Below are 21,687 nucleotides of genomic sequence, written 5' to 3' on the forward strand. Positions count from 1 at the left end.
GGCCGTCCCTCCGGGGGACGGCCGCCTTCGGCGTTCACGGGAACTACTCGGCCGGTGCGTCGAACCAGCCGCGGCGCTGGGCCTCGGCGCCCGCGGCGAAGCGGGTCTCGGCGGCGAGCTCCTCCATGAACTCGCTGATCCGGCGGCGCACGGTGCGCGGGGTCAGTCCGAGGCGCCGGGCGATCGCCTCGTCCTTGAGGCCCTGCCGCATCAGCGCGGCGATCTCGTGGCGCTGCCCCTCCCGGTCCCCGTAGCCGGAGGAGCCGGAGAGCGTCAGCGGCCGGGCCTCGCGCCACAGCAGCTCGAAGTAGTGGCGCAGCGCGTCCACGGCGACCGGCGAGGTCAGGTGGAGGGCCGCGCTGGAACCGGTCGGGGTGAGCGCCAGCAGGGCCTGGGCGCCGTCGGTGACCTTCAGCTTCATCTGGAGCCGCGGCAGCAGCCGTATCTCCTCGCCGGCCGCGGCGCAGCGCTCGATGATCCCGGCGCCCACGGGATCGCTCAGGAAGGCCGCCTCGTAGATGCTGCGGTGCCGGACGCCCCGGGCGATCGAGGCGGCCGTGGGCGGCTGCGCGGAGCCCTCCGACAGGGGCAGGTCGTAGCGGAACGTCTCCAGCGTCAGGTGCTCCGCCGTGGCCGCCGTGCCGATCGTGTTGGACAGGGCCGCGATGTCGTCGGAGTCGGTGAGCACCCGGGCGAGCCGGTGCGAGGTGGCCTCCTGGGCCTGCCGGTGCGCGAGCCGGCGGATGTGCGCGGCCTCACGCTGGGAGCGGGCGACGACGTCGTACTGGGCGTTGAGTTCGTGCTGCTTGTGGGCCAACGCCGCTTCCAGGGCCGGTAACGGGGCCGCCGCCGCGAGGACCGGGGGGTCGTGCGGCAGGACGTGCGCGAGTCCCAGGTCCAGCAGCCGGCCGGCGTGTCCCGGGCCGCCGAGCCGCCGGTCGGCGTCGGCCAGTGGAACCGGACCATCCGTTTCGGCCAGGGTCCGGTAGCTCGCGGCGGTGTCCGGACCCGTGAGCGCCGTCAGGGTGCCGACGGTCTGGTCGAGGAGTTCCGCGGCCGTGGTGGAGAATCCTTCGGATCTGTCAATGAGCCGCGCGTCTCCGGGTGGCCTGCTGTCCACAATCTTCCTCCCCGTTTGCTTCATTGAATTCTGTACATCCCGGTAGGGTCCGCACCGACCCCCCGAATCTGCCGGATGTTAGTGCGAACTACCGGACAGGTGCCGTCCTCGCAGGTCGGTGCGGTGCGGGCGAAGGACCGGCGGTCGCGGGACCGGACCGGAGGCCCGGTGTCCGGCCGGCGCCCGCGCGGGTGGACCGGGCCCGGCGGACCGGGAGTTGGCCGCTTCTGTCCGATCGGCCACAACTTCCCCTGGCCTTCGAAGGCCGCCGCGCTGTGGACTCGCCACTGCGCAGAAGTACGTGTGAACGCGTGTGAACACACGACGGGGGATGTCCGAGCATGTACAGCAACAGCACGATCGTGGCCGAAAGCGCGTCGAAGGCGGCGCCGCCGCGGTCGCCCGGCACTGATCTCCGGTGTCTTCGGTCCTGCCCGCCCATGTGACGTCTTCTCACCCGAGGCCTCGTTCCTCGCGTATGTGAACTCCTCGCGAATGTGAACCGCCGCGCCTCCCTCCGCACCGGTGACCGATGCCCCGCCGTCAGGCGGCCGGCCGTCCGGACGAGGGCCACCGGCCGTGGACCGCCGATGTTCCCGGCCGCCTCAGCGCCCGTCTTTCCACATGTGGACGCCAACGGAGACACCGACCATGACCAGCACGTCATCGCTTCGCCCTGTCCGCACGGCGGACGAAGAGCTGTGGCCGGCCTTGCGCAAGGCCGGTTCCGCGGGGATCTCGCCCGCGGGCTCGGAGGGCCTCAGGGCTCTCCTCGACCGGCCCGCACGGGCGGTCGTGGCCGTCGACTTCGACGGCACCCTCGCCCCGATCGTCACCGACCCCGCCACCGCCCGCCCGCTGCCGCAGGCCCTCGCGGCCCTCGTCACCCTCGCCCGGCACGGGATGCGCGTGGTGATCGCGACCGGCCGCCCGGCGGGTTACGTCGTCTCCGCCGCAGCCCTGCGCACCGGTACCGGAGCGCCCCGGATCACGGTGCTCGGCCACTACGGCCTCCAGCGCTGGGACTCGGCGACGGGCCGGCTGCGCACCCCCGCACCGCACCCGGCGATCGACGAACTGCGCCGGAAGCTGCGCCCGCTGGTGGCCCGGCACGCCGCCGGCGCCCGGATCGAGGACAAGGCGCACAGCATCGGCGTGCACACCCGCGGCTGTCCCGACCCCGGCGCCGCCCTGCGGCTCCTGGCACCCCCGGTGCGGGCGCTCGCCGACGGCCTCGGGCTGCGGGTCGAGGCGGGCCGCCTGGTCCTGGAGGTACGGCCGCACGGCGTCGACAAGGCCACGGCCCTCGCCGGGTTCCTCGCCGAACGGCCCGCGCACGCCGTGCTGTACGCCGGTGACGACCTCGCCGACCTCCCCGTCCTGCGGCTGCTCACCGGACGCCGGGCCCAGGGGCTGCCCGCCGTCACCGTCTACAGCGCGCCCGCCCTGCCCGCCGAGGCCGTCTTGGAGCTGCGGGACCACTGCGACCTGCGGGTGCCCGGCCCCGCCGGGGTGGCCGCGCTGCTCGCCGTCCTCGGCCGCGGGCTCGTGGACCGCCGCCCATGACCACCTCCCCACCCCCCACCCGGCCGGACCCGGTCCTGTCCCAGGTGCAGAGCGTGCCGGTCACCGCACTGGTGCCCGCCGACTCGCCCCGGGCCGAGGACGTGGACCTGGCCTACGCCAGAACCCTCATGGAGATCGGCGAACTCCCCCCGATCCTGGTGAACCGCCGCACCCTGCGGGTCGTCGACGGCATGCACCGGCTCACCGCGGCGCTGCTGGCCGGCCGCCCCGAGATCGACGTGCGGTTCTTCGACGGCGACGAGCGCGAGACGTTCGTGGCCTCCGTGCGCGCCAACCTGCACCACGGGCGGCGGCTCAGCCAGCAGGAGCGCTCGGCCGCCGCCCGCCGTGTCCTGACCGCGTACCCGGAGTGGTCGAACCGGGCGATCGCCCAGGCCACCGGGTTGTCCACGAAGACCGTCGCGACGCTGCGGACGCGTTCATCCGGGGACGGACCCCAGTTGAACACCCGGGTGGGCCGGGACGGCCGGACCCGGCCCGTGGACCCCTCCGCGGGCCGGGAACGCGCCGCCGCGTATCTGCGCGCGCATCCGGACGCGTCACTGCGCCGGATCGCCTCCGCCGCCGGGGTCTCGGTGGGCACCGCCCGGGACGTGCGGGCGCGGGTGGAGCGGGGCGAGGACCCCGTCCCGGTGCGGTGGACCGCCGCGTCCGGGGAGCCCGCGCCGCCGGCCGCGGTCGCTCCCCCCGCCGCCCCGGCCCGCCCGGCGCGGCGCCGCGCCCCGGCCACGGACCCCCTCGCCGCGCTCGCCCGCGACCCCTCGGTCCGCTTCTCGGACCCCGGGCGGCAACTGCTGCGGATGCTCGACAACCGCGCGCTCCTCGGCGCCGAGGGCGCGGTACTGGCGGACGCCCTGCCCGGCCACTGCCGAGCCGCGCTGATCGCCGCCGTCCACCAGCACATCGACCTGTGGCTGGCCTTCGCCGGCCTCCTCGAACAGACCGGCTGACCCTCCCCACCCCGACCACCCCTCAGGGCGGCCCGCAGACTCCTGCGGGCCGCCCTTCGCCGTCACACGGGAAGCTGCGGCGCACGGGGGCTGCGGCGCACGTGAGGCTGCGGTGCACGGAGAGGCGGCGGTGCCCGCTCGTGTGCTCGCCGCCTCGCGGAGGCCGGCGTGGACCGGGCGGCCGTCTCCGCCGTCGGGACCGTGGCGCGGGCCGTCCGCCCTGCCGTCACGCGTGCTGCGCCGCAGGGCCCCGCCGCGGCTGCCTCCGATCGTCGCCGGCCCGCTCCCCTTTTGCCGTCCCTTTCCCGCCCCTTGCCGTCCCCGCGTGCCGCTCTTTGCCGGGTGCGGACGGCCGCCGGAATCGCCGTTCGGCGCGTGCTCGTACCGCCCGGTTTCCCGTATTGCACACGTGTTCGCGCTGCCTACGCTCCCAGCGACTTGAAGGAGGTGGGTATGGACCACAACCACGAGGGCGGGCAGTCCTTCGCCCTGCTCGACGGGAAACCCGTGTCGGCGGAGACGGCCGACTGGCTCGGCCGGGTCGACGCGATCGCCCCCGTCATCGAGAAGTGGCGCGAGGAGGGCGAACGGCAGCGGTTCTCGCCGCTCCCGGTGTTCGAGGCGCTGCGGGACGCCGGGTTCCCCCGGATGCTGGTCTCCCGTGAACTGGGCGGCGCGCAGGTGCCGTTGGAGACCGGCTCGCAGGCGCTCCAGGCACTGGCCCGGCTCGACCCGGCGATCGGCTGGCAGATGGGGGTGCAGGCGGCCATCGGACGGCTCTCGGACTACCTGCCCGAGCCGCAGGCCCGCGAACTGTTCCTGGACCAGGACGCCTTGGTGGTCGGCTCGGTCAACCCGACGGGCACCGCCGAGGCGGTCGACGGCGGCTACCGTCTCGCCGGCCGCTGGGGCTTCGCCAGCGGCTCGGCGCACGCCGCCTGGCTGGTCTGCGCGGCCCGCGTCACCGCCGGCGGCACACCCCGCACGACCGAAGCGGGCGGCCCGGAGATCCGGATGCTGTTCGTCCCGAAGTCCGCCGTACGGATGCTGGACAACTGGCACACCCTCGGCCTGCGCGGCACCGGCAGCGAGGACTACGAGGTCGACGACGTGTTCGTCGCCGAGCAGTACACCGTCGACCAGCGGGACATGTTCGCCGCACCGCCCGCCCGCCCCTCCCGCGGCTACGGCATCAGCTACTACGACTTCGGGCTGTTCGGCTCGTCGTCGACGGTGCTGGGCGCGGCCCGCGGTGCGCTGCGCGAGTTCCAGCGGCTCGCCCTCACCAAGCGGCCGGCCGCCGGCACGAGCACGCTGGCCGCCGGCCACACCGTCCAGGACCGGTACGCCCGCGCCGAGGCGAAGGTACGGGCCGCCCGGCTGCTGCTCACGGACGCGGGCTGGCACGCCGAGCGGTACGGCGAGACCGGCGGCGACGCGCTGAGCGCCACGGTCCGGCTGACCGCGGCGACCGTCGCCGAGCTGAGCTGCGCGGCGATCACCTCGCTGTTCACCGTGGCGGGCACCTCCTCGCTGTACGCGAGCAGCCTGCTCGAACGCTACTTCCGCGACGCGCACTCGGCCGCGAAGCACATCACCCTCTCGCCCACCAACGTCGAGATGGCGGGTCAGTACCTGCTCGGCGGCGGCCTCGCCATGCGCCGCTGAACCGCCCCGGAACCGCCCCGGAACCGGCCCCACCTCCCCGACCGCGACCTGCCCCGGAAGGACAACCATGCAGACCATGAAGGCCTTTCAGCTCCTCGCCCCGCGCCAGACCGTGCTCGCCGACGTGCCGCGCCCGGCGGCGCCCGCCGACGGCCTGCTGCTGCGCACCCGCTGCGTCTCGATCTGCTCGACCGACATCTCCTTCTTCGAAGGGCACCTCTTCCCCTCCGAGTACCCGGTGATCCTGGGCCACGAATACCTCGGCGAAGTCGTCGAGAAGGGGCCGGAGTTCACCCGCTCCGACATCGCGATCGGCGACCGGATCGTCTACTGGGGGCAGACCGACTTCGGCGGCTTCGCCGAGTACCGGTCGCTGCGCCCGGTCTTCTCGGGCGAGGTCAAGGAGGACGTGTTCTGGGCCGACCGCAACTTCAACGACGACCTGCGGGCCGCCGCCGTGAAGATCCCCGACGCCCTCGACGACCTCCAGGCCTCCTTCATCGAGCCGACCACCGGGGCGCTCCGCTCCCTGCTCGGCAACCCGCCGAAGATCGGCGACCGGGTCCTGATCATGGGCACCGGCCCGATCGGCATCATCGCCGGCAGCGTCATCAGGCGCCTGTTCGCCCCGAACCAGGTGGTGTCCGTCGACGCCAACCCGATGCGCAACCAGCACGCCGCGGAACACTTCTCCGAGCGCGCCTACCTGCCCGAGGAACTCATCGCGGAGGTCGCCGAGAACACCTTCGACTACGTCTTCGACGCGCTGCCCACCGTGCGCGTCGAGGACGAGGAGAAGGATCCCCGCCGGGTGGCGATGCGCCGGCTGAAGCCCAAGGGCCGGTACGTGCTGTACGGCGCCTCCCAGGAGATGCAGAAGTTCGACACCTGGCTGATGCTCGCCAAGGGCATCAACATCAGCGCCTCGCCCTTCGACGTCACCGCGTTCCCGATGCACCACTCCGCGAACGTGATCCAGGCGGCCATGCAGATGCTGCTGTCCGGCATCGTCGACGGCAGGCGCCTGCTCTCCACCGTGCACAGCTTCCGGGACTACGACGGGCTCGTGGAGATCTTCAAGAACTACCGGAGCACCACCGACCTCAAGACGATCGTCGACTTCCGAGCCGCCTGAGCGCTCCGCTGGAAGGCCGGTACGTCGGCCGCGGGTCCGTCGTGGCTGGTCGCGCAGTTCCCCGCGCCCCTTCGGGGCGCGGGCACCCCGCCCCCAGAAGGGAAAGCAAGGACGTGGACATGCCCAGGACCAGCCAGATCCTCGCCTCCGTTGCCTCCGACGCGGACTTCGTCGTCGTCGCCAACCGACTGCCGGTCCACCTGGACGCCAACGGCCCGGACGGGCCGCGCTGGCGGCGCAGTCCGGGCGGGCTCGTCAGTGCCCTGGAGCCCATCCTGCGTGCCCGGCGGGGCGTCTGGGCGGGGTGGGCCGGGACCGCCGCCGGCGGGGCACCGGCGGACCTGCCCGGTGAGGACGTCCGGCTGCACGCGGTTCCGCTGGACGAGACCGAGTACCGGGAGTACTACGAGGGCTTCTCGAACACCACGCTGTGGCCGCTCTTCCACGACGTGGTGGTGCCGCCCGACTTCGACCGCGGCTGGTGGCAGAGCTACCAGCGGGTCAACCAGCGCTTCGCCCGGCACGCGGCGGCCCTCGCCGCCCCCGGGGCGACCGTCTGGATCCAGGACTACCAGCTGATGCTCGTCCCCGAACTGCTGCGTGCCCTGCGGCCCGACGTGCGCATCGGCTTCTTCCTGCACATCCCCTTCCCGCCGCCCGAACTCTTCCTCCAGCTGCCCTGGCGCGGCCAGATCGTCGACGGCCTGCTCGGCGCCGACCTGATCGGCTTCCAACTCCCGGGCGGCGCACAGAACTTCCTGCACCTGGTGCGGCGGCTGCGGCGGGCGGAGAGCGTCGGCCACGCACCGCGCTCGTCCGTCCTCGGCACCGTCCTCGTGGGCGACCGCGAGGTCCGTGTCGGCGCCTTCCCGATCTCGGTCGACGCGGCCGGCCTGGAGGAGCTGGCCGCGGGCGAGACCGTACGGGAGCGGGCCGGGCAGATCCGCCGGCAGCTGGGCGAGCACCGCAGGATCATGCTCGGCGTCGACCGCCTCGACTACACCAAGGGCATCGACCAGCGGCTGCGCGCCTTCGAAGGGCTCCTCGCCGACGGCCGGGCCACCGCCGGGGACACCGTCCTCGTCCAGATCGCCACCCCGAGCCGGGAGCGCGTCGAGCACTACCGGCGCCAGCGTGCCCGCATCGAGGCCCGGGTCGGACACGTCAACGGCGCCTTCGGGCAGGTCGGCCGGGTCCCGGTGCACTACCTGCACACCACCGTCGACCGCACCGAACTCGCCGCCCTCTACCGGGCCGCCGACGTCATGCTGGTGACCCCGCTGCGCGACGGCATGAACCTGGTCGCGAAGGAGTTCGTCGCCGCCCGCCCCGACCTGGGCGGCGCGCTGGTGCTCAGCGAGTTCGCGGGCGCCGCGCAGGAGCTCACCCGGGCCCTGCTGGTCAACCCGCACCACCGGCACGAACTCCAGGACGTCATGGCCACCGCCCTCACCCTGGACCCGGCGGACGGCCGGCGCCGTATGCAGGAGATGCGCCGGCACCTGCGCGAGCGGGACGTCCACCACTGGGCCCGCTCCTTCCTCACCGCCCTCGGCGGCACCGGGCACGGCGCGCTCCTCCCGGACACCGGCGACCCGGCCCCCCGCGCGACCAGCGTCGCCTGACCGACCCTGATGCCCCTTGACGCTCTCTGACGCCCTTTCGGGCCCCTTCATGGAGAGGACGTATCCACCATGACCCGACCGACGCCACGCGTCCGCAAGGCCGTTGTCCCCGCCGCCGGGCTCGGCACCCGCTTCCTGCCCGCCACCAAGGCCACCCCGAAGGAGATGCTGCCGCTCGTCGACAAGCCCGCCATCCAGTACGTCGTGGAGGAGGCCGTCGCCGCCGGTCTCGACGACGTCCTCATGGTCACCGGACGTGGCAAGCGGGCCCTGGAGGACCACTTCGACCGCAACGCCGAGCTGGAGGCGGTGCTGTCCGGCAAGGGCGACACGGCCCGGCTGGACCTGGTGCGCGCCGCGACCGACCTCGCCACCGTCCACTACGTGCGCCAGGGCGACCCCAGGGGCCTCGGGCACGCCGTGCTCTGCGCGGCCCCGCACGTCGGCGACGAGCCGTTCGCGGTGCTCCTCGGCGACGACCTGATCGACCCCGCCGACCCCCTGCTGCCGTTCATGACCGGGCTCCGCGACGAACTGGGCGGCAGTGTCATCGCCCTGCTGGACGTCGGCGCCGAACACATCCACCGCTACGGCTGCGCCGCCGTCGAGCCCGGCGACCGGGACGGCGTCGTACGGGTGACCGACCTGGTCGAGAAGCCGGAGCCCGGCCGGGCGCCCAGCACCCTCGCGGTCATCGGCCGTTACGTGCTCGACCCGGCCGTCTTCGAGGTGCTGGCCAAGACCGGCCCCGGGCGCGGCGGCGAGATCCAGCTCACCGACGCCCTGCGCACCATGGCGCGCGACCCGCGGATCGGCGGACCGGTGCACGCGGTGGTCTTCACCGGCCGCCGCTACGACACCGGCGACCGCGGCGAGTACCTGCGCGCCACCGTCCGGCTGGCCTGCCGCCGCGAGGACATCGGCCCGGAGTTCCGCGCCTGGCTGCGGCACTTCGCGGCGGCGGAACTCGCCGGCTGACCGACCGACCGCCCCCTGCCAACGCACTGTTCCCGACCACGCCCGAGGAGGCGTCGCATCCATGTCCGTAGCCGCCGGAGAAACCGCCGAAGAAACCGCCGGAGAAACCGCCGGAGAGATCGACTTCACTCATGCCATGGCCCGGGTCCCCGGCCCGGTGGTCGTCACCACCACGGTCGACGACAGCGGACGCCGCTGGGGCTTCACCGCGAGCTCCTTCGTCTCCCTCTCCCTCGACCCGCCCCTGGTGACGGTGAGCCTGGACAAGAAGGCCAGTACGCACGCCGCGTTCGCGGTCGCCGGCCACTTCATGGTCAACGTCCTGGCGCACGACCAGTCCGAGATCGCCCGGCGGTTCGCGACCTCGGGCGTGGACCGGTTCGCCGCGGGCGACACCGAACTCCTGGAACGCGGGCTGCCCGGGATCCCCCGGGCGGTGGTCCGGCTGGCCTGCCGGATGCACGAGGTGGTGGACGGCGGCGACCACAGCATGCTGGTCGGCCGGGTCCTGGACTGTGTCACCTCCCACGAGCGGGAGGCCCTGGTCTACGTCGACCGGGGCTTCGTACGCCCCGCCGCCCGCGGCTGAGGCGGGCGACGGCTCGTCAGGCCGTGGGCGCCGCCGTGTGCCTGCTGCGCCAGGTCTGCTTCTTGGCCTGGTTGCCGCAGGTCTCCATCGAGCACCAGCGGCGGTTCCCCGGACGGGACGTGTCGAGGAACCAGGCGGCGCAGTGCGGTCCGGAGCAGGCCCGCACCCGGTCGAGGGCGGGGGAGGTCGCCAGCGCGAGCGCGTCGCGCGCGATGTCGGCGAGGACCGCGCCCACCGGGTCCGGGGCGCTCCAGGCCACCGTGCCGTCCGCGGCGAGCACCGGGACCGGGGGTGCCGCGGCGGCGGCCCGGTTCAGCAGCTCCCGCTCCTCGGGCGGGCAGCCGGCCGGGCCGGCCGGGGAGCGGGCCGAGGTCAGCAGCGCGTGCACGGCCTCGCGTACCGCCCGCGCCTCCCGGAGCACGTCCGCCGCCGGGGCCGGGATCGCCGTGCCGTCGGGGTAGGGGCCCAGCTGGGCGACCCAGGCGGTCAGCGCTTCGGGGGTGTCCAGTTCCTCGGTGGCGCCGTCCATGCCGCGCAGCCGGAGTGTGCGCATGAAGTCCAGAGAGATCCGGCCCGCGCCGCTGCGGAAGCGGGGGGCGGTGGGCGCGGGTGTGTCGGGCATGAGAACCACCCTACTTCGGAACCGGTTTTACTGGTACCGTCGAGGAACCGGTTAAAGCGGTTCTCCTTCGCTCCCCGCTCTTCTCCCCCTTTCTCCTTTTCTCCTTTCTCCTTCCCCCTTCTTCTTCGCCAGAGGTGTGTCGTGTCCGCTGGGCCTCCCTCCCCCTCGTCGCCGACGCTGAGCCGGCGCCTGATCCTGCTGCTCTCGGTCGCCTGTGGCGTCGCGGTGGCCAACATCTACTTCCCGCAGGCGATCAGCCCGCTGATCGCCTCCGACCTGCACGTCTCCCCGGAGTCCGCGGCCGTCGTGGTCACCTGCGCCCAGCTCGGCTACGCGGCCGGCATCTTCCTGCTGGTCCCGCTGGGCGACCGGCTGCGCCACCGCGGCCTGGTCACCACCCTGCTGCTGGTGACCTGCGCCGGACTGGTGCTCGCGGGCACCGCCACCTCACTGCCCGTGCTCGCCGTCGCCAGCGCGCTGGTCGGCCTGACCACCGTGGTCCCGCAGATCCTCATCCCCATGGCGGCCGGCCTGACCGCACCGGAGCGTCGCGGCGCGGTCACCGGCACCCTGCTGTCGGGCCTGATCGGCGGCATCCTGCTGGCCCGCACCTTCTCCGGCACCCTCGGCGAGTGGCTCGGCTGGCGCGCCCCCTACCTGGTCGCCGCCGGCCTGGTGCTCGTCCTCACCCTGGCCCTGGCCGCCGCGCTCCCCGCCACCACCCCGAGCACCGACCAGCGCTACCCGGCCCTGCTCGCGGCCTCCCTGCACCTGCTGCGCACCGAGCCGCAACTGCGCCGCTCCGCCCTCAACCAGGTGCTGGTCTTCGCCGCGTTCAGCGCCGCGTGGACCGCCCTCGCGCTGTACATCACCGGTCCCGCCTACCACCTGGGCACCCCGGCCGTCGGCGTGCTCGCCCTGGTGGGCGCGGCCAGCATGTTCGCCACCCCGGTCGCCGGGCGCCGCACCGACCGCCAGGGCCCCGACGCCGTCAACCTGGTGTGCATGGTGGGCGCCATCGCCGCCGGCGCCCTGCTGCTGACCGGTCACCTCGGCGGTGCCGTCGGCCTGGTCGGGCTCGGCGCCGGGATGCTCCTGCTCGACGTGGCCATGCAGTCCGGCCAGGTCGCCAACCAGGCGCGCATCTTCGCGCTCCGCCCCGAGGCCCGCGCCCGCCTCAACACCGCCTACATGACCTGCGCGTTCCTCGGCGGCAGCGCCGGTTCCTGGCTGGGCGTGCGGGCGTACTCCGCCTTCGGCTGGAACGGCGTCTGCGGCCTCGTCATGCTCCTGGCCGGCCTCGCCCTCCTCCGGCACGTGCTGCGCGCCCGCCCGGCCGCGGCCCCGGCGACCGAGCAGGTCACCGCCGCCTCCGACGCCGACTCCGCCTCGGACTCCACCTCCGCCCCGGCGGCCCGCTGACGCACCGTCCGCCCGGTCGCCCCGCAGCCATCCAGTCACCGCACACACAAGGAGCTGTCATGCCCGATACCCTCCGCCGGAAAAGCACCACCTGGGGCCTGACCACGCCCCCGGCCGGCACCGCCCAGGGCCGAGAGGCGGTCGCCCGGTGAGCGGGTGGGACTACGTCGTCGTCGGGGCCGGCTCGGCCGGCTGCGTGCTCGCCGACCGGCTCAGCGCGGACGGCACCGCCCGGGTGCTCCTCGTCGAGGCCGGCACCGGGACCGCCGGCAGCCGCCCCGAGGTGCAGGTGCCGATCCTCTTCCCGCGGCTGTTCGGCGGCGACCTGGACTGGAACTTCAGCACGGTGCCCCAGCCCGGCCTCGGCGACCGCGCGATACCGATCCCGCGCGGGAAGGCGGTCGGTGGCTCCTCGGTGATCAACGCCCAGCTGTGGACCCGCGGCCACCGCGCGGACTACGACGGCTGGGCACAGGCGGGCCTCGACGGCTTCGGCCACGACGACCTGCGGCCCTACTTCGACCGTGCCGAGCAGCGGATCAGCCTCGCCGGACTGCGCTACCCGCTGCCCGTGACCCCGGCGTTCGTCGACGCCTGCGCCCGCCTCGGGCACACCCCGGCCGCCGAGGTCCAGGAGGGCTACGCCCTGGCCCGCGCGACCCACCGCGACGGCCTGCGGCACAGCTCCGCCGACGCCTACCTCGAACCCGCCCGGGAGCGGCCCAACCTGACCGTGCTCGCGGACACGCTGGTGCACCGGGTGCTGTTCGAGGGCACCCGGGCCGTCGGCATCGAGGTCGAGGGGGAGTCCGGCACCGAGACCCTGCGCGCCGACCGGGAGGTCGTCCTGTCGGCCGGCGCCGTCGGCAGCCCCCACCTGCTGCTGCGGTCCGGCGTGGGCCCGGCCGCCGAACTGGCCCCGCACGGCATCCCGTCGGTGCGGGACCTGCCGGGGGTGGGCCGCGACCTGACGGACCATCTGCTGGTCCCGCTGGCCTTCGAGGCCCAGGGCTTCTGGTCGCCCGGCTCCGGCACCTCGCCCGAGCAGATCGCCCAGTACCTGACCGACCGCCACGGCTCCCTGGACTCGATCATCTCCGAGGCGCTGCTCTTCCTGCGCACCCGCGAGGAGGTGGACGCCCCCGACATCGAGATCGTCCACCTGGTGGTGCCGCTCGGCGAGCACCAGCGGCCGGCCGCGCACGGCATGGCCCTGGGCGTCATCCTCATGCGCCCGCACAGCCGGGGCAGCGTCACCCTGCGCAGCGCCGACCCGTACGACGCCCCGCTGATCGACCCCGGCTACCTGACCGACGCGGCGGGGGAGGACCTGGGCACCCTGGTCGCGGGCGTGCGCGCGGCCCAGCGGATCCTGCGCCAGCCCGACCTGGCGCAGTGGCTGGGCAAGCCGCTCACGGACGGCGCGCTCTCCGAGGACCTCGACGACATCACCGCGTACATCCGCGCCACCGGCGGCAGCATCCACCACCTGGTGAGCACCTGCCGGATGGGCACGGACGAACACGCCGTCGTCGACCCGTCGTTCGCCGTCCGGGGCGTGCACGGCCTGCGGGTGGTGGACGCCGCCGCGATGCCGAGCCTGGTACGGGCGCACACCCACGCCCCCGTGACGATGCTCGCCGAACGCGCCGCGGACGTCATCCTGGGCGAACGCTGAGGAAACGGCCCCAGCGACCCCGGCCGGTGATTCCCCCGCCCGGCCGGGGTTTCCGCGCGCCCGCGCGGAGGGTGTCCGCCCCCGGCGCTGACAGCCCGGTGCGGGGCTGTTCCTGGGCTCCGTACAGCCTTCTCATGCATCTCTTATTTGGGCCTTATCGAGCCATCACGGTGCGTCCCTACCTTGCGGTCATGTTCTTCACCTACCTGAGGCGCGAACTGCGCCGCCGCAGAAAGGCGGCTCTCGTCGTCGCCTCCGGCCTTGCGCTGGGTATCGCACTGGTCATCGTGGTCAACTCCGTGTCCAACGGCATGGGGAAGGCACAGGACAAGGTCCTCCAGTCGCTGTACGGCCTGGGTACGGACATGACGGTCACCAAGGCCGCGTCGGCGTCCACGAGCGCGTCCCAGCGGCCCCGCTTCAACTTCGACGCGCAGAACAACGGTTCGTCGAGCACGCAGAGCAGTGACCGGGTCATGGTGCAGGGCTTCACCACCCTCGCCTCCTCCACCGTCACCAAGGTCGGCGACCAGAAGGGCGTCGCGACCGCGGTCGGCGGGCTGAACCTCAACGTGGTCAAGATCAGCGGCCAGTTCACCCGGGGCCAGTTCCAGCAGAACGGGAACTCCGGCGGCGGGCAGGGCGAACGCGGCGGCGGTGGCAACGGCCAGCCGCAGGGTGAAGTCCGCGGCGGTGGCGCCAACTTCGACGTCAACTCGTACACGGTCTACGGCACCGACGTCAGCCAGACCGGCATCGGCCCGCTGACCTCGTCGAAGATCACCAGCGGCCGTACCTTCAAGACGACCGAGACGGACGCCAAGGTGCTGGTCGCCGACTCGGCGTTCGCCAAGGAGAAGAAGTACAAGGTCGGTTCGACCGTCACCATCAACAAGGTCAAGTACACGATCATCGGGATCGCGACGGCCGACAGCGGTGACGCGGCGGCCAACCTGTACATGCCGCTGAAGCAGGCGCAGACGCTCGCCGACGAGAAGAACAAGGTCACCACGATCTACGTCAAGGCGACCGACTCCAAGCAGATCTCCGCGGTCAAGAAGACCATCCAGAGCAACGTCTCGGGTACGACGGTCACCACCTCCGCCGACCTCGCGGACACGGTCTCCGGCTCGCTGTCCACGGCGTCCTCGCTCGCCACCAACGTCGGCAAGTGGCTCTCCATCGCGGTGCTCGTGGCCGCGTTCCTGGTCGCCGGCCTGCTCACCTCGTCGGCGGTCTCCCGCCGGGTCCGTGAGTTCGGCACGCTGAAGGCGCTGGGCTGGAAGTCCGGCCGGGTCACCGGGCAGGTCGTCGGCGAGGCCATGGTCAACGGCCTGGTCGGCGGCGCACTCGGGATCGCGCTCGGTCTGGCCGGCGCGTACGTCGTCACCGAGATCAGCCCCACGCTCCAGGCCTCGCTGGGCGGTGGCGGCGGTGGCACCGGTGGTGGGGGCGGCTTCGGCGGCGGTGGGGGCGGCGGCTTCGGCGGTCCCGGCCGGCAGACCGCGAAGACCCTGGAGGTCGCCCTGACGGCCCCGGTGAGCGTCACCACGATCACCATGGCGGTGGGCCTCGCGGTGGCCGGCGGCCTGATCGCGGGCGCGTTCGGCGGCTGGCGCGCGTCGCGGCTCCGTCCTGCGGATGCACTTCGGCGCGTCGAGTAGCCGACGTCGGCCGGGGGCGGGGTGGGGGTATCGCTCGCCCGCGCTCGCGGGGTGCCGCCGCGCCCACCCGTGCCGCCCTGCGGCACGCCTGCCCGCAGCCAGGACGCCCTTCAGGGGCGCGGGGAACTGCGCGACCAGCCCCCACCCGCCCGCGGCCGACAACGCACCGCCCCACCCCGAACCCTCCCAGGAGCCACCATGTACGAACTCAGAAACGTCACCAAGCTCTACTCGCGCGGCAAGGACACCGTCCGCGCCCTCGACGGCATCGACCTCACCATCGCCGACGGCGACCGCCTGGTCATCCAGGGCCCCACCGGCGGCGGCAAGTCCACCCTCCTGCAGATGCTGGGCGGACTGGACCGGCCGACCTCCGGCGAGGTCGTGCTCGACGGCACCGACCTGGCCAGGCTCTCCGAGGCCAAGCTCACCCGGGTCCGCAGCGAGAACATCGGCTTCGTCTTCCAGTCGTTCAACCTGATCCCGACGCTCACCGCGCAGGAGAACGTCGAGACCGCCCTCGTCCCGCTCGGCGTCAAGACCAAGGAACGGCGCGAACGTGCCGCCGAGGCGCTGACGTCCGTCGGTCTCGGCGAGCGCCTCGCCCACCTGCCCGGCGAGATGTCCGGCGGCCAGCAGCAGCGCGTCGCCATCGCCCGGGCCCTGGTCAAGCAGCCCAAGGTGCTGCTCGCCGACGAGCCCACCGGCAACCTCGACGAGGGCATGCGCGACGAGATCATGGACGTACTGGAGCGCATGTGGAAGGAGCACGGGCTGACCTTCATCATGGTCACCCACGACTCCGCGATCGCGAAGAAGGCCCCGCGCCTCGCGACCATCCGCAAGGGCAAGATCACCGTCAAGGAGAACGCCGGCGCGTAACACCGGCGCGCCGACCGCGACCGCGCGGTTGTGTAACGGTGTTCACCCCGGCGCGTAACAGTTCTCCCGCACTCTTCTTACCGGCCTCTCATCTATTGAGCCCGCTGATCACCCCCCGGCATACTCCGTATTCCGGGGGGTTGACGTATGTGTGTACGGGACTGCCCCCGGCCGGGTGAACGGGGAATTCGCCCGGCACACCGTCTCCTGGGGGAGTCTTGCGCAGACAAGTGAAAAGAGCTGCCGTGGCCTCGGTGGCCACGGCAGCGGCCGTCGCGCTGGCCGCGGGCATGACCAGCCCGGCAGCCGCCAAGCCGGAGCAGCGCGTCGCCGCGACCGCCGCGACCGCCTCTTCGCTCACCGCCAAGCACCACGTCACCCTGATCACCGGCGACCGGGTCGCCCTCGACGCCAAGGGGCGCGTCGTCGGCCTGGAGCGGGCCGAGGGACGCCGGCACATACCCTTCCGGATCAGCAAGGTCGACGGGCACACCCTCGTCGTCCCCGGTGACGCCGTCCGGCTGGTGGCCTCCGGCAAGCTGGACCGACGGCTCTTCGACGTCACCGAGTTGAACAAGGCCGCGACCCGCAAGGCGCAGAAGAACGGCCTGAAGGTCATCGTCGGCTACCAGGGCGCCGCCGCGACCGCCAAGGCCGAGGTCCGGGACGCCGGCACTCTGCGGCACAGCCTCAGGACGCTGAACGCGGACGCCGTGCAGACCCCGGTCAGGGAAACGCCCGAGCTGTGGGACGCGGTCACCAACGGCGACCAGGCCGCGTCCGGCATCGCGCACGTCTGGCTGGACGGCGTCCGCAAGGCCAGCCTGGACAAGTCCGTGCCGCAGATCGGCGCGCCCACCGCATGGGCGGCCGGCTACAACGGCAAGGGCGTCAAGATCGCCGTCCTGGACACCGGTGTCGACACGACCCACCCGGACCTCAAGGACCAGGTGATCGAGTCCAAGAACTTCAGCACGGCCGCCGACGCCACCGACCACTTCGGCCACGGCACGCACGTCGCGTCCATCGCGGCGGGCACCGGCGCCAAGTCGCACGGCAAGTACACGGGCGTCGCGCCCGGCGCGAAGATCCTCAACGGCAAGGTCCTGGACGACACCGGCTCCGGTGACGACTCCGGCATCCTCGCCGGCATGGAGTGGGCGGCGGCCGAGGGCGCCGACATCGTCAACCTCAGCCTCGGCGGCTTCGACACCCCGGAGATCGACCCGCTCGAAGCCGAGGTCAACAAGCTCTCCGAGCAGAAGGGCATCCTGTTCGCGATCGCCGCGGGCAACGAGGGCCCCGAGTCGATCGGTTCGCCGGGCAGCGCCGCCGACGCGCTCACCGTCGGCGCCGTCGACGGCAACGACAAGCTCGCCGACTTCTCCTCCACCGGACCCGCCGCCGACGGCTCCATCAAGCCGGACGTCACCGCGCCCGGCGTCGACATCACCGCGGCGGCGGCGAAGGGCAGCGTCATCGACCAGGAGGTCGGCGAGAACCCGCCCGGCTACCTGACCATCTCCGGTACGTCGATGGCCACCCCGCACGTCGCGGGCGCCGCCGCCATCCTCAAGCAGGAGCACCCCGACTGGGGCTTCCAGGAGCTGAAGGCGGCCCTGACCGGTTCCGCGAAGGGCGGCAACTACACGCCGTTCGAGCAGGGTTCGGGCCGGATCGCCGTCGACAAGGCCATCGGGCAGACCGTGCTCGCCGACCCGGTGTCGGTGAACTTCGGTGTGCAGCAGTGGCCGCACACCGACGACACCCCGGTCACCAAGCAGCTGACCTACCGCAACACCGGCACCTCCGACGTGACGCTCACGCTGACGTCGTCCGCCACCGACCCCAAGGGCGCGGCGGCCCCGGCCGGCTTCTTCAAGCTCGACGCGGCCCAGGTGACCGTCCCGGCGGGCGGCACGGCCTCCGTCGGCCTGACCGTCGACACCAAGCTGGGCGGCACCCTCGACGGCGCCTACTCGGCGTACGTCACGGCGACCGGCGGCGGCCAGAGCATCCGCACGGCGGCGGCGGTCCAGCGTGAGGTGCAGTCGTACAGCGTCACCGTCAAGCACATCGGGCGCGACGGCAACCCGACCGGTGTCTACAGCACCGACCTCGTGAACTACAAGGGCCTCGGCGACGGCCGCGACTTCGTCGTGCCGGCCTCGGACACCGGGACCGCCACGTTCCGGGTGCCGAAGGGCACCTACCTGCTCGACGCGTGGATCGCCAAGAACCTCACCACCTTCGACGGCGGTGTCGACTGGCTCGTCAACCCGAAGCTCGACGTCACCAAGGACCTCACGCTCACCATCGACGCCCGCACCACCAAGGCCGCCGACATCACGGTGCCGGACGCCGGGGCCAAGCCGCACATGGCGACGGTCGACTACATGTACGACCCGGCGGGCATCGGGTTCGGGGTCGCCCTGGACAGCTTCGACAAGGTCCGGGTGGCACCGCTGGGCGGCGAGGTCGCGAGCGGTCTGACCCAGACCTGGAGCGGCCAGTTCACCAAGGGGAGCGCCGAGGAGTACGACGTCGCCACCAGCGCCCAGGTCAAGAAGGTGCAGGGCGGCAAGGTCCGGCACTTCAGGGCCGGTGAGCTCGCCACGGTCAGGAACGCCGTCGGAGCCTCGGCCCCGGGCAAGACCGGCACGGTCGCTCCGTGGGGTGTCGTCGGTGAGGACTTCGTCATGGGCGACGCGGTCGAGCAGAAGCTGCCCGGCACCCGCACCTTCCACGTCTCCACCGTGGACGGCGCCCAGTGGGCCTTCGACGCCACGCAGTACTCCGGCCACGACGCCCAGGGCATGCCGGTCGCCGACGCCTTCTACACACTCGGCGACCCGAAGACGTACAAGGCCGGCAAGAGCTACCGGAACACCTTCAACACGGCCGTCTTCGGACCGGAGCTGAGCAGCGGGAGCGGGTACGGCCTGTACCGGGACGGCAACCAGATCTACGGCATCGTCCCGCTCTTCGCGGACGGCGCCCGGCACGCCGGGTCCTCCGACTTCCTGTCGGTGAACACCACCCTCTACCGCAACGGCACCAAGGTCGGCTCCAACAAGGACCCGCTCTTCGGCGACGGCGTGTTCACGGTGCCGTCCGGCGACGCCGCGTACAAGCTGACCACCTCGGTGGTCCGCTCGGCCAGGGTCGCCGCCGCCTCCACCCGGATCGACGCGAGCTGGACCTTCCGCTCGAAGAAGCCGGGCAGCAGCGCCCCGCTGGCCCTGCTGCCGGCCTCCACCGCCCACTTCGGCGCCGGCACCGGCCTGGACAGCCGCGTCACGGCGGGCCGGAAGGCCACCTTCCCGGTCACCGTCGAGGGTGCGGCAGCCGGCCGCAACCTGAAGTCCCTCACGGTCTACGTGTCCTACGACCACGGCCGGAACTGGCGGAAGGTGACGGTCGGCCACGGCAAGATCACCGTCAAGAACCCGGCCAAGGGCAAGGCGATCTCGTTCCGGGCCACGATCGTCGACAAGAAGGGCAACAGGTCGACGGTCTCGATCTACGACGCGTACCACGGCAAGTGAGCCGTGGCCGCTGAGTAGCACCCCAGCGAGCGGCCCGTCGGAAGCGCGGCTTCCGACGGGCCGTTCTCCATGCGGACCGCGGCCTCTCAGGGCCTCAGCCCCTCAGCCCCTCGGGGCGACCCGGGTGGCGTCCGTGCCCCAGCTGGCCAGCAGGCGCAGCGCCTCGGCCGACGGCGAACCCGGTTCCGCGTGGTAGGTGACCAGGGCCTGGTCCTGGTCACCCGCCATCCGGAACGACTCGTAGTTCAGGGACAGCTCACCCACCAGCGGATGGCGCATCCGCTTCACCCCGTACGACTTCTCCTTGACGTCGTGGGTCGCCCACAGTCGGCGGAACTCCTCGCTCTTCACCGACAGCTCGCCCACCAGCGCGGAGAGCCGGGGGTCGTCCGGGTAGCAGCCCGCGTCCATCCGCAGCTGGCACACGATGTCGATGGCCTTCTGCTCCCAGTCGACGAAGAGCTCGCGGTAGTCGGGCCGCAGGAACGTCAGCCGGGCCCAGTTGCGCTCCGTCACCGGCAGCTCCGCCCAGTCACCGAAGACGGCCGCCGTCATCCGGTTCCACGCGAGGATCTCCGAGCGCCGCCCCACGATGTACGCGGGCACGCCGTCCAGCGACTCCAGCAGCTGCCCCAGCGAGGCCCGCACCTGCTGCGGCCGTGCCGACGCCTTCTTCTTGTGCTGCTTGCCCTTGGCGAGGTGCATGAGATGCGCGTGCTCGGCGTCGGTGAGCCGCAGCGCGCGGGCGATCGAGTCCAGCACCTCCGCCGACACGTTCCGTCCGTTGCCCTGTTCCAGGCGCGTGTAGTACGCGACGGACACCCCGGCCAGCTGCGCAAGCTCCTCGCGCCGCAGCCCCGGCACCCTGCGGTGCCGCCCGAAGTCCGGCAGCCCCACGTCGGAGGGGTGCAGCCGGGCCCGCCGGGTGCGCAGGAACTCGCTGAGCTCGGCACGCCGGTCCAGGGACGCCGGTTCGGAGGAGGGCAGGGGGAGGTCTTCCATACCTCCAGTATTCATGGTCGTACGCACCGGAACCTGACCCCGCCAGTGGTAGGCACGGCAGACGTACGCAGAGGCGGGGGCTGGGTGGCGGACGTAGCGTGGAGGAGGCTGGAGCCGTGCCCGGGAGGCAGAAGACGACCGGGCGCGAAGACACCATTAGGAGAACCCCCCTCATGACCACTGTTGCTGCTTACGCCGCGCCCGCCGCGAAGGCCCCGCTGGAGCGGACCACGATCGAGCGGCGCGCGGTCGGCGAGTTCGACGTCCTCATCGACATCGAGTTCGCCGGTATCTGCCACTCCGACATCCACCAGGCCCGCGAGGGCTGGGGTACGGCGATCTTCCCGATGGTGCCCGGTCACGAGATCGCGGGCGTCGTCTCCGAGGTCGGCCCGGGTGTCACGAAGTACGCGGTGGGGGACCGGGTGGGCGTCGGCTGCATGGTCGACTCCTGCCGCGAGTGCGACAACTGCAAGGCCGGTCTCCAGCAGTACTGCACCGGCGGCGGCCCGACCTGGACGTACAACGCCGTCGGCAAGGACGGGCAGCCCACCTACGGCGGCTACGCGCAGAAGGTCGTCGTCGACGAGAACTACGTCGTCCGCATCCCCGACGGCCTCCCCCTCGACGTGGCGGCCCCCCTCCTGTGCGCCGGCATCACCACGTACTCCCCGCTCAAGCACTGGAACGCCGGTCCCGGCAAGAAGGTCGCGGTCGTCGGCCTCGGCGGCCTGGGCCACATGGGCGTGAAGATCGCCGCCGCCCTGGGCGCGGAGGTCACCGTCCTGTCCCAGTCCCTGCGCAAGAAGGACGACGGCCTGAAGCTGGGCGCCACGCACTACTACGCGACCAGCGACCCGAAGACCTTCGAGAACCTCAAGGGCACCTTCGACATCATCCTCAACACCGTGTCGGCGCCGCTCGACTTCGACGCCTACCTGTCGCTGCTGAAGACCGACGGCGCGATGGTGAACGTCGGCATCCCCGAGGAGCCGGTGCACATCCTGCTCTCCTCCGTCTTCGGCAACCGGCGCAGCCTGAGCAGCTCCGGCATCGGCGGTATCCCGGAGACCCAGGAGATGCTCGACTTCTGCGCCGAGCACAACCTGGGTGCCGAGATCGAACTCATCAGCGCCGACCAGATCAACGAGGCGTACGAGCGGGTCGTCAACAGCGACGTCCGCTACCGCTTCGTGATCGACACGGCGACGATCTGA

16 protein-coding genes are annotated in these 21,687 nt (G+C 72.6%); 13 read left to right on the top strand and 3 right to left on the bottom strand.

Features of this window, described 5'->3' with window-relative positions:
- Nucleotides 1-43 precede the first annotated feature (43 nt).
- A complete protein-coding gene (locus AB0D74_RS32825) occupies nucleotides 44-1,120 on the bottom strand; it encodes a helix-turn-helix domain-containing protein (protein WP_362595056.1) in 1,077 nt (358 codons plus the stop codon).
- 651 nt (nucleotides 1,121-1,771) lie between these two features.
- Between AB0D74_RS32825 and otsB the strand changes: the two genes are divergently transcribed.
- The 7 genes from otsB to AB0D74_RS32860 all read left to right on the top strand — a co-directional run bounded on the left by otsB (nucleotide 1,772) and on the right by AB0D74_RS32860 (nucleotide 9,652).
- Nucleotides 1,772-2,686: a trehalose-phosphatase gene (otsB, locus tag AB0D74_RS32830; RefSeq protein WP_362595058.1), complete on the top strand. Its 915-nt coding sequence runs from the start codon at nucleotides 1,772-1,774 to the stop codon at nucleotides 2,684-2,686.
- Nucleotides 2,683-3,657 carry a ParB/RepB/Spo0J family partition protein gene (locus AB0D74_RS32835; protein ID WP_362595060.1) on the top strand — a complete coding sequence of 325 codons (975 nt, stop codon included), beginning with the start codon at nucleotides 2,683-2,685 and terminating at the stop codon, nucleotides 3,655-3,657. Before otsB ends, AB0D74_RS32835 begins: the two co-directional genes overlap by 4 nt.
- A gap of 453 nt (nucleotides 3,658-4,110) precedes the next feature.
- Nucleotides 4,111-5,325: an acyl-CoA dehydrogenase family protein gene (locus AB0D74_RS32840; protein ID WP_362595062.1), complete on the top strand. Its 1,215-nt coding sequence runs from the start codon at nucleotides 4,111-4,113 to the stop codon at nucleotides 5,323-5,325.
- 76 nt (nucleotides 5,326-5,401) lie between these two features.
- The gene (locus tag AB0D74_RS32845) at nucleotides 5,402-6,460 is read left to right on the top strand and encodes an alcohol dehydrogenase catalytic domain-containing protein (RefSeq protein ID WP_362595064.1); all 1,059 of its coding nucleotides are present in this window, start codon (nucleotides 5,402-5,404) and stop codon (nucleotides 6,458-6,460) included.
- Nucleotides 6,461-6,579: 119 nt separating this feature from the next.
- The gene (locus tag AB0D74_RS32850) at nucleotides 6,580-8,085 is read left to right on the top strand and encodes a trehalose-6-phosphate synthase (RefSeq protein WP_362595066.1); all 1,506 of its coding nucleotides are present in this window, start codon (nucleotides 6,580-6,582) and stop codon (nucleotides 8,083-8,085) included.
- A gap of 69 nt (nucleotides 8,086-8,154) precedes the next feature.
- Nucleotides 8,155-9,063: a UTP--glucose-1-phosphate uridylyltransferase gene (locus AB0D74_RS32855; protein ID WP_362595068.1), complete on the top strand. Its 909-nt coding sequence runs from the start codon at nucleotides 8,155-8,157 to the stop codon at nucleotides 9,061-9,063.
- Between the two features lie 61 nt (nucleotides 9,064-9,124).
- Entirely contained in the window at nucleotides 9,125-9,652 is a 528-nt protein-coding gene (locus tag AB0D74_RS32860) for a flavin reductase family protein (protein WP_362595070.1), read from the top strand.
- 16 nt (nucleotides 9,653-9,668) lie between these two features.
- On the opposite strand, the gene AB0D74_RS32865 is transcribed toward AB0D74_RS32860, so the two are convergent.
- A complete protein-coding gene (locus AB0D74_RS32865; RefSeq protein ID WP_362595072.1) occupies nucleotides 9,669-10,274 on the bottom strand; it encodes an ABATE domain-containing protein in 606 nt (201 codons plus the stop codon).
- A gap of 141 nt (nucleotides 10,275-10,415) precedes the next feature.
- Between AB0D74_RS32865 and AB0D74_RS32870 the strand changes: the two genes are divergently transcribed.
- From AB0D74_RS32870 to AB0D74_RS32890, 5 genes are all read left to right on the top strand, one after another.
- Complete coding sequence (locus AB0D74_RS32870) at nucleotides 10,416-11,696, top strand: MFS transporter (protein ID WP_362595074.1); 1,281 nt, start codon at nucleotides 10,416-10,418, stop codon at nucleotides 11,694-11,696.
- A 148-nt stretch (nucleotides 11,697-11,844) separates the two neighbouring features.
- On the top strand, nucleotides 11,845-13,374 hold the full coding sequence (locus AB0D74_RS32875; RefSeq protein WP_362595077.1) for a GMC family oxidoreductase N-terminal domain-containing protein: 1,530 nt from the start codon (nucleotides 11,845-11,847) through the stop codon (nucleotides 13,372-13,374).
- 191 nt (nucleotides 13,375-13,565) lie between these two features.
- Nucleotides 13,566-15,038, top strand: coding sequence for an ABC transporter permease (locus tag AB0D74_RS32880; RefSeq protein WP_362595079.1), 1,473 nt, complete (start codon nucleotides 13,566-13,568; stop codon nucleotides 15,036-15,038).
- A 198-nt stretch (nucleotides 15,039-15,236) separates the two neighbouring features.
- Nucleotides 15,237-15,920, top strand: coding sequence for an ABC transporter ATP-binding protein (locus AB0D74_RS32885; protein ID WP_362595081.1), 684 nt, complete (start codon nucleotides 15,237-15,239; stop codon nucleotides 15,918-15,920).
- A gap of 290 nt (nucleotides 15,921-16,210) precedes the next feature.
- Nucleotides 16,211-19,468 (top strand): S8 family peptidase, encoded by a 3,258-nt coding sequence (locus AB0D74_RS32890; RefSeq protein WP_362595181.1) that lies wholly within the window; start codon nucleotides 16,211-16,213, stop codon nucleotides 19,466-19,468.
- Between the two features lie 102 nt (nucleotides 19,469-19,570).
- Here AB0D74_RS32890 and AB0D74_RS32895 read toward each other — a convergent pair whose 3' ends face one another.
- Nucleotides 19,571-20,470 carry a helix-turn-helix transcriptional regulator gene (locus AB0D74_RS32895; protein WP_362595083.1) on the bottom strand — a complete coding sequence of 300 codons (900 nt, stop codon included), beginning with the start codon at nucleotides 20,468-20,470 and terminating at the stop codon, nucleotides 19,571-19,573.
- Between the two features lie 173 nt (nucleotides 20,471-20,643).
- Between AB0D74_RS32895 and AB0D74_RS32900 the strand changes: the two genes are divergently transcribed.
- On the top strand, nucleotides 20,644-21,687 hold the full coding sequence (locus tag AB0D74_RS32900) for an NAD(P)-dependent alcohol dehydrogenase (RefSeq protein WP_362595085.1): 1,044 nt from the start codon (nucleotides 20,644-20,646) through the stop codon (nucleotides 21,685-21,687).

The sequence above is a fragment of the Streptomyces sp. NPDC048278 genome, assembly GCF_040652195.1.
Classification (GTDB): Bacteria; Actinomycetota; Actinomycetes; order Streptomycetales; family Streptomycetaceae; genus Streptomyces.

What these genes read in the sequence shown, in the direction of transcription:
- AB0D74_RS32900 (WP_362595085.1), top strand. Translation starts at nt 20,644, where the DNA reads ATGACCACTGTTGCTGCTTACGCCGCGCCCGCCGCGAAGGCCCCGCTG.
- AB0D74_RS32840 (WP_362595062.1), top strand. Translation starts at nt 4,111, where the DNA reads ATGGACCACAACCACGAGGGCGGGCAGTCCTTCGCCCTGCTCGACGGG.
- AB0D74_RS32880 (WP_362595079.1), top strand. Translation starts at nt 13,566, where the DNA reads ATGTTCTTCACCTACCTGAGGCGCGAACTGCGCCGCCGCAGAAAGGCG.
- AB0D74_RS32845 (WP_362595064.1), top strand. Translation starts at nt 5,402, where the DNA reads ATGAAGGCCTTTCAGCTCCTCGCCCCGCGCCAGACCGTGCTCGCCGAC.
- AB0D74_RS32890 (WP_362595181.1), top strand. Translation starts at nt 16,211, where the DNA reads ATGACCAGCCCGGCAGCCGCCAAGCCGGAGCAGCGCGTCGCCGCGACC.
- AB0D74_RS32860 (WP_362595070.1), top strand. Translation starts at nt 9,125, where the DNA reads ATGTCCGTAGCCGCCGGAGAAACCGCCGAAGAAACCGCCGGAGAAACC.
- otsB (WP_362595058.1), top strand. Translation starts at nt 1,772, where the DNA reads ATGACCAGCACGTCATCGCTTCGCCCTGTCCGCACGGCGGACGAAGAG.
- AB0D74_RS32895 (WP_362595083.1), bottom strand. Translation starts at nt 20,470, where the DNA reads ATGGAAGACCTCCCCCTGCCCTCCTCCGAACCGGCGTCCCTGGACCGG.
- AB0D74_RS32835 (WP_362595060.1), top strand. Translation starts at nt 2,683, where the DNA reads ATGACCACCTCCCCACCCCCCACCCGGCCGGACCCGGTCCTGTCCCAG.
- AB0D74_RS32850 (WP_362595066.1), top strand. Translation starts at nt 6,580, where the DNA reads ATGCCCAGGACCAGCCAGATCCTCGCCTCCGTTGCCTCCGACGCGGAC.
- AB0D74_RS32885 (WP_362595081.1), top strand. Translation starts at nt 15,237, where the DNA reads ATGTACGAACTCAGAAACGTCACCAAGCTCTACTCGCGCGGCAAGGAC.
- AB0D74_RS32855 (WP_362595068.1), top strand. Translation starts at nt 8,155, where the DNA reads ATGACCCGACCGACGCCACGCGTCCGCAAGGCCGTTGTCCCCGCCGCC.
- AB0D74_RS32865 (WP_362595072.1), bottom strand. Translation starts at nt 10,274, where the DNA reads ATGCCCGACACACCCGCGCCCACCGCCCCCCGCTTCCGCAGCGGCGCG.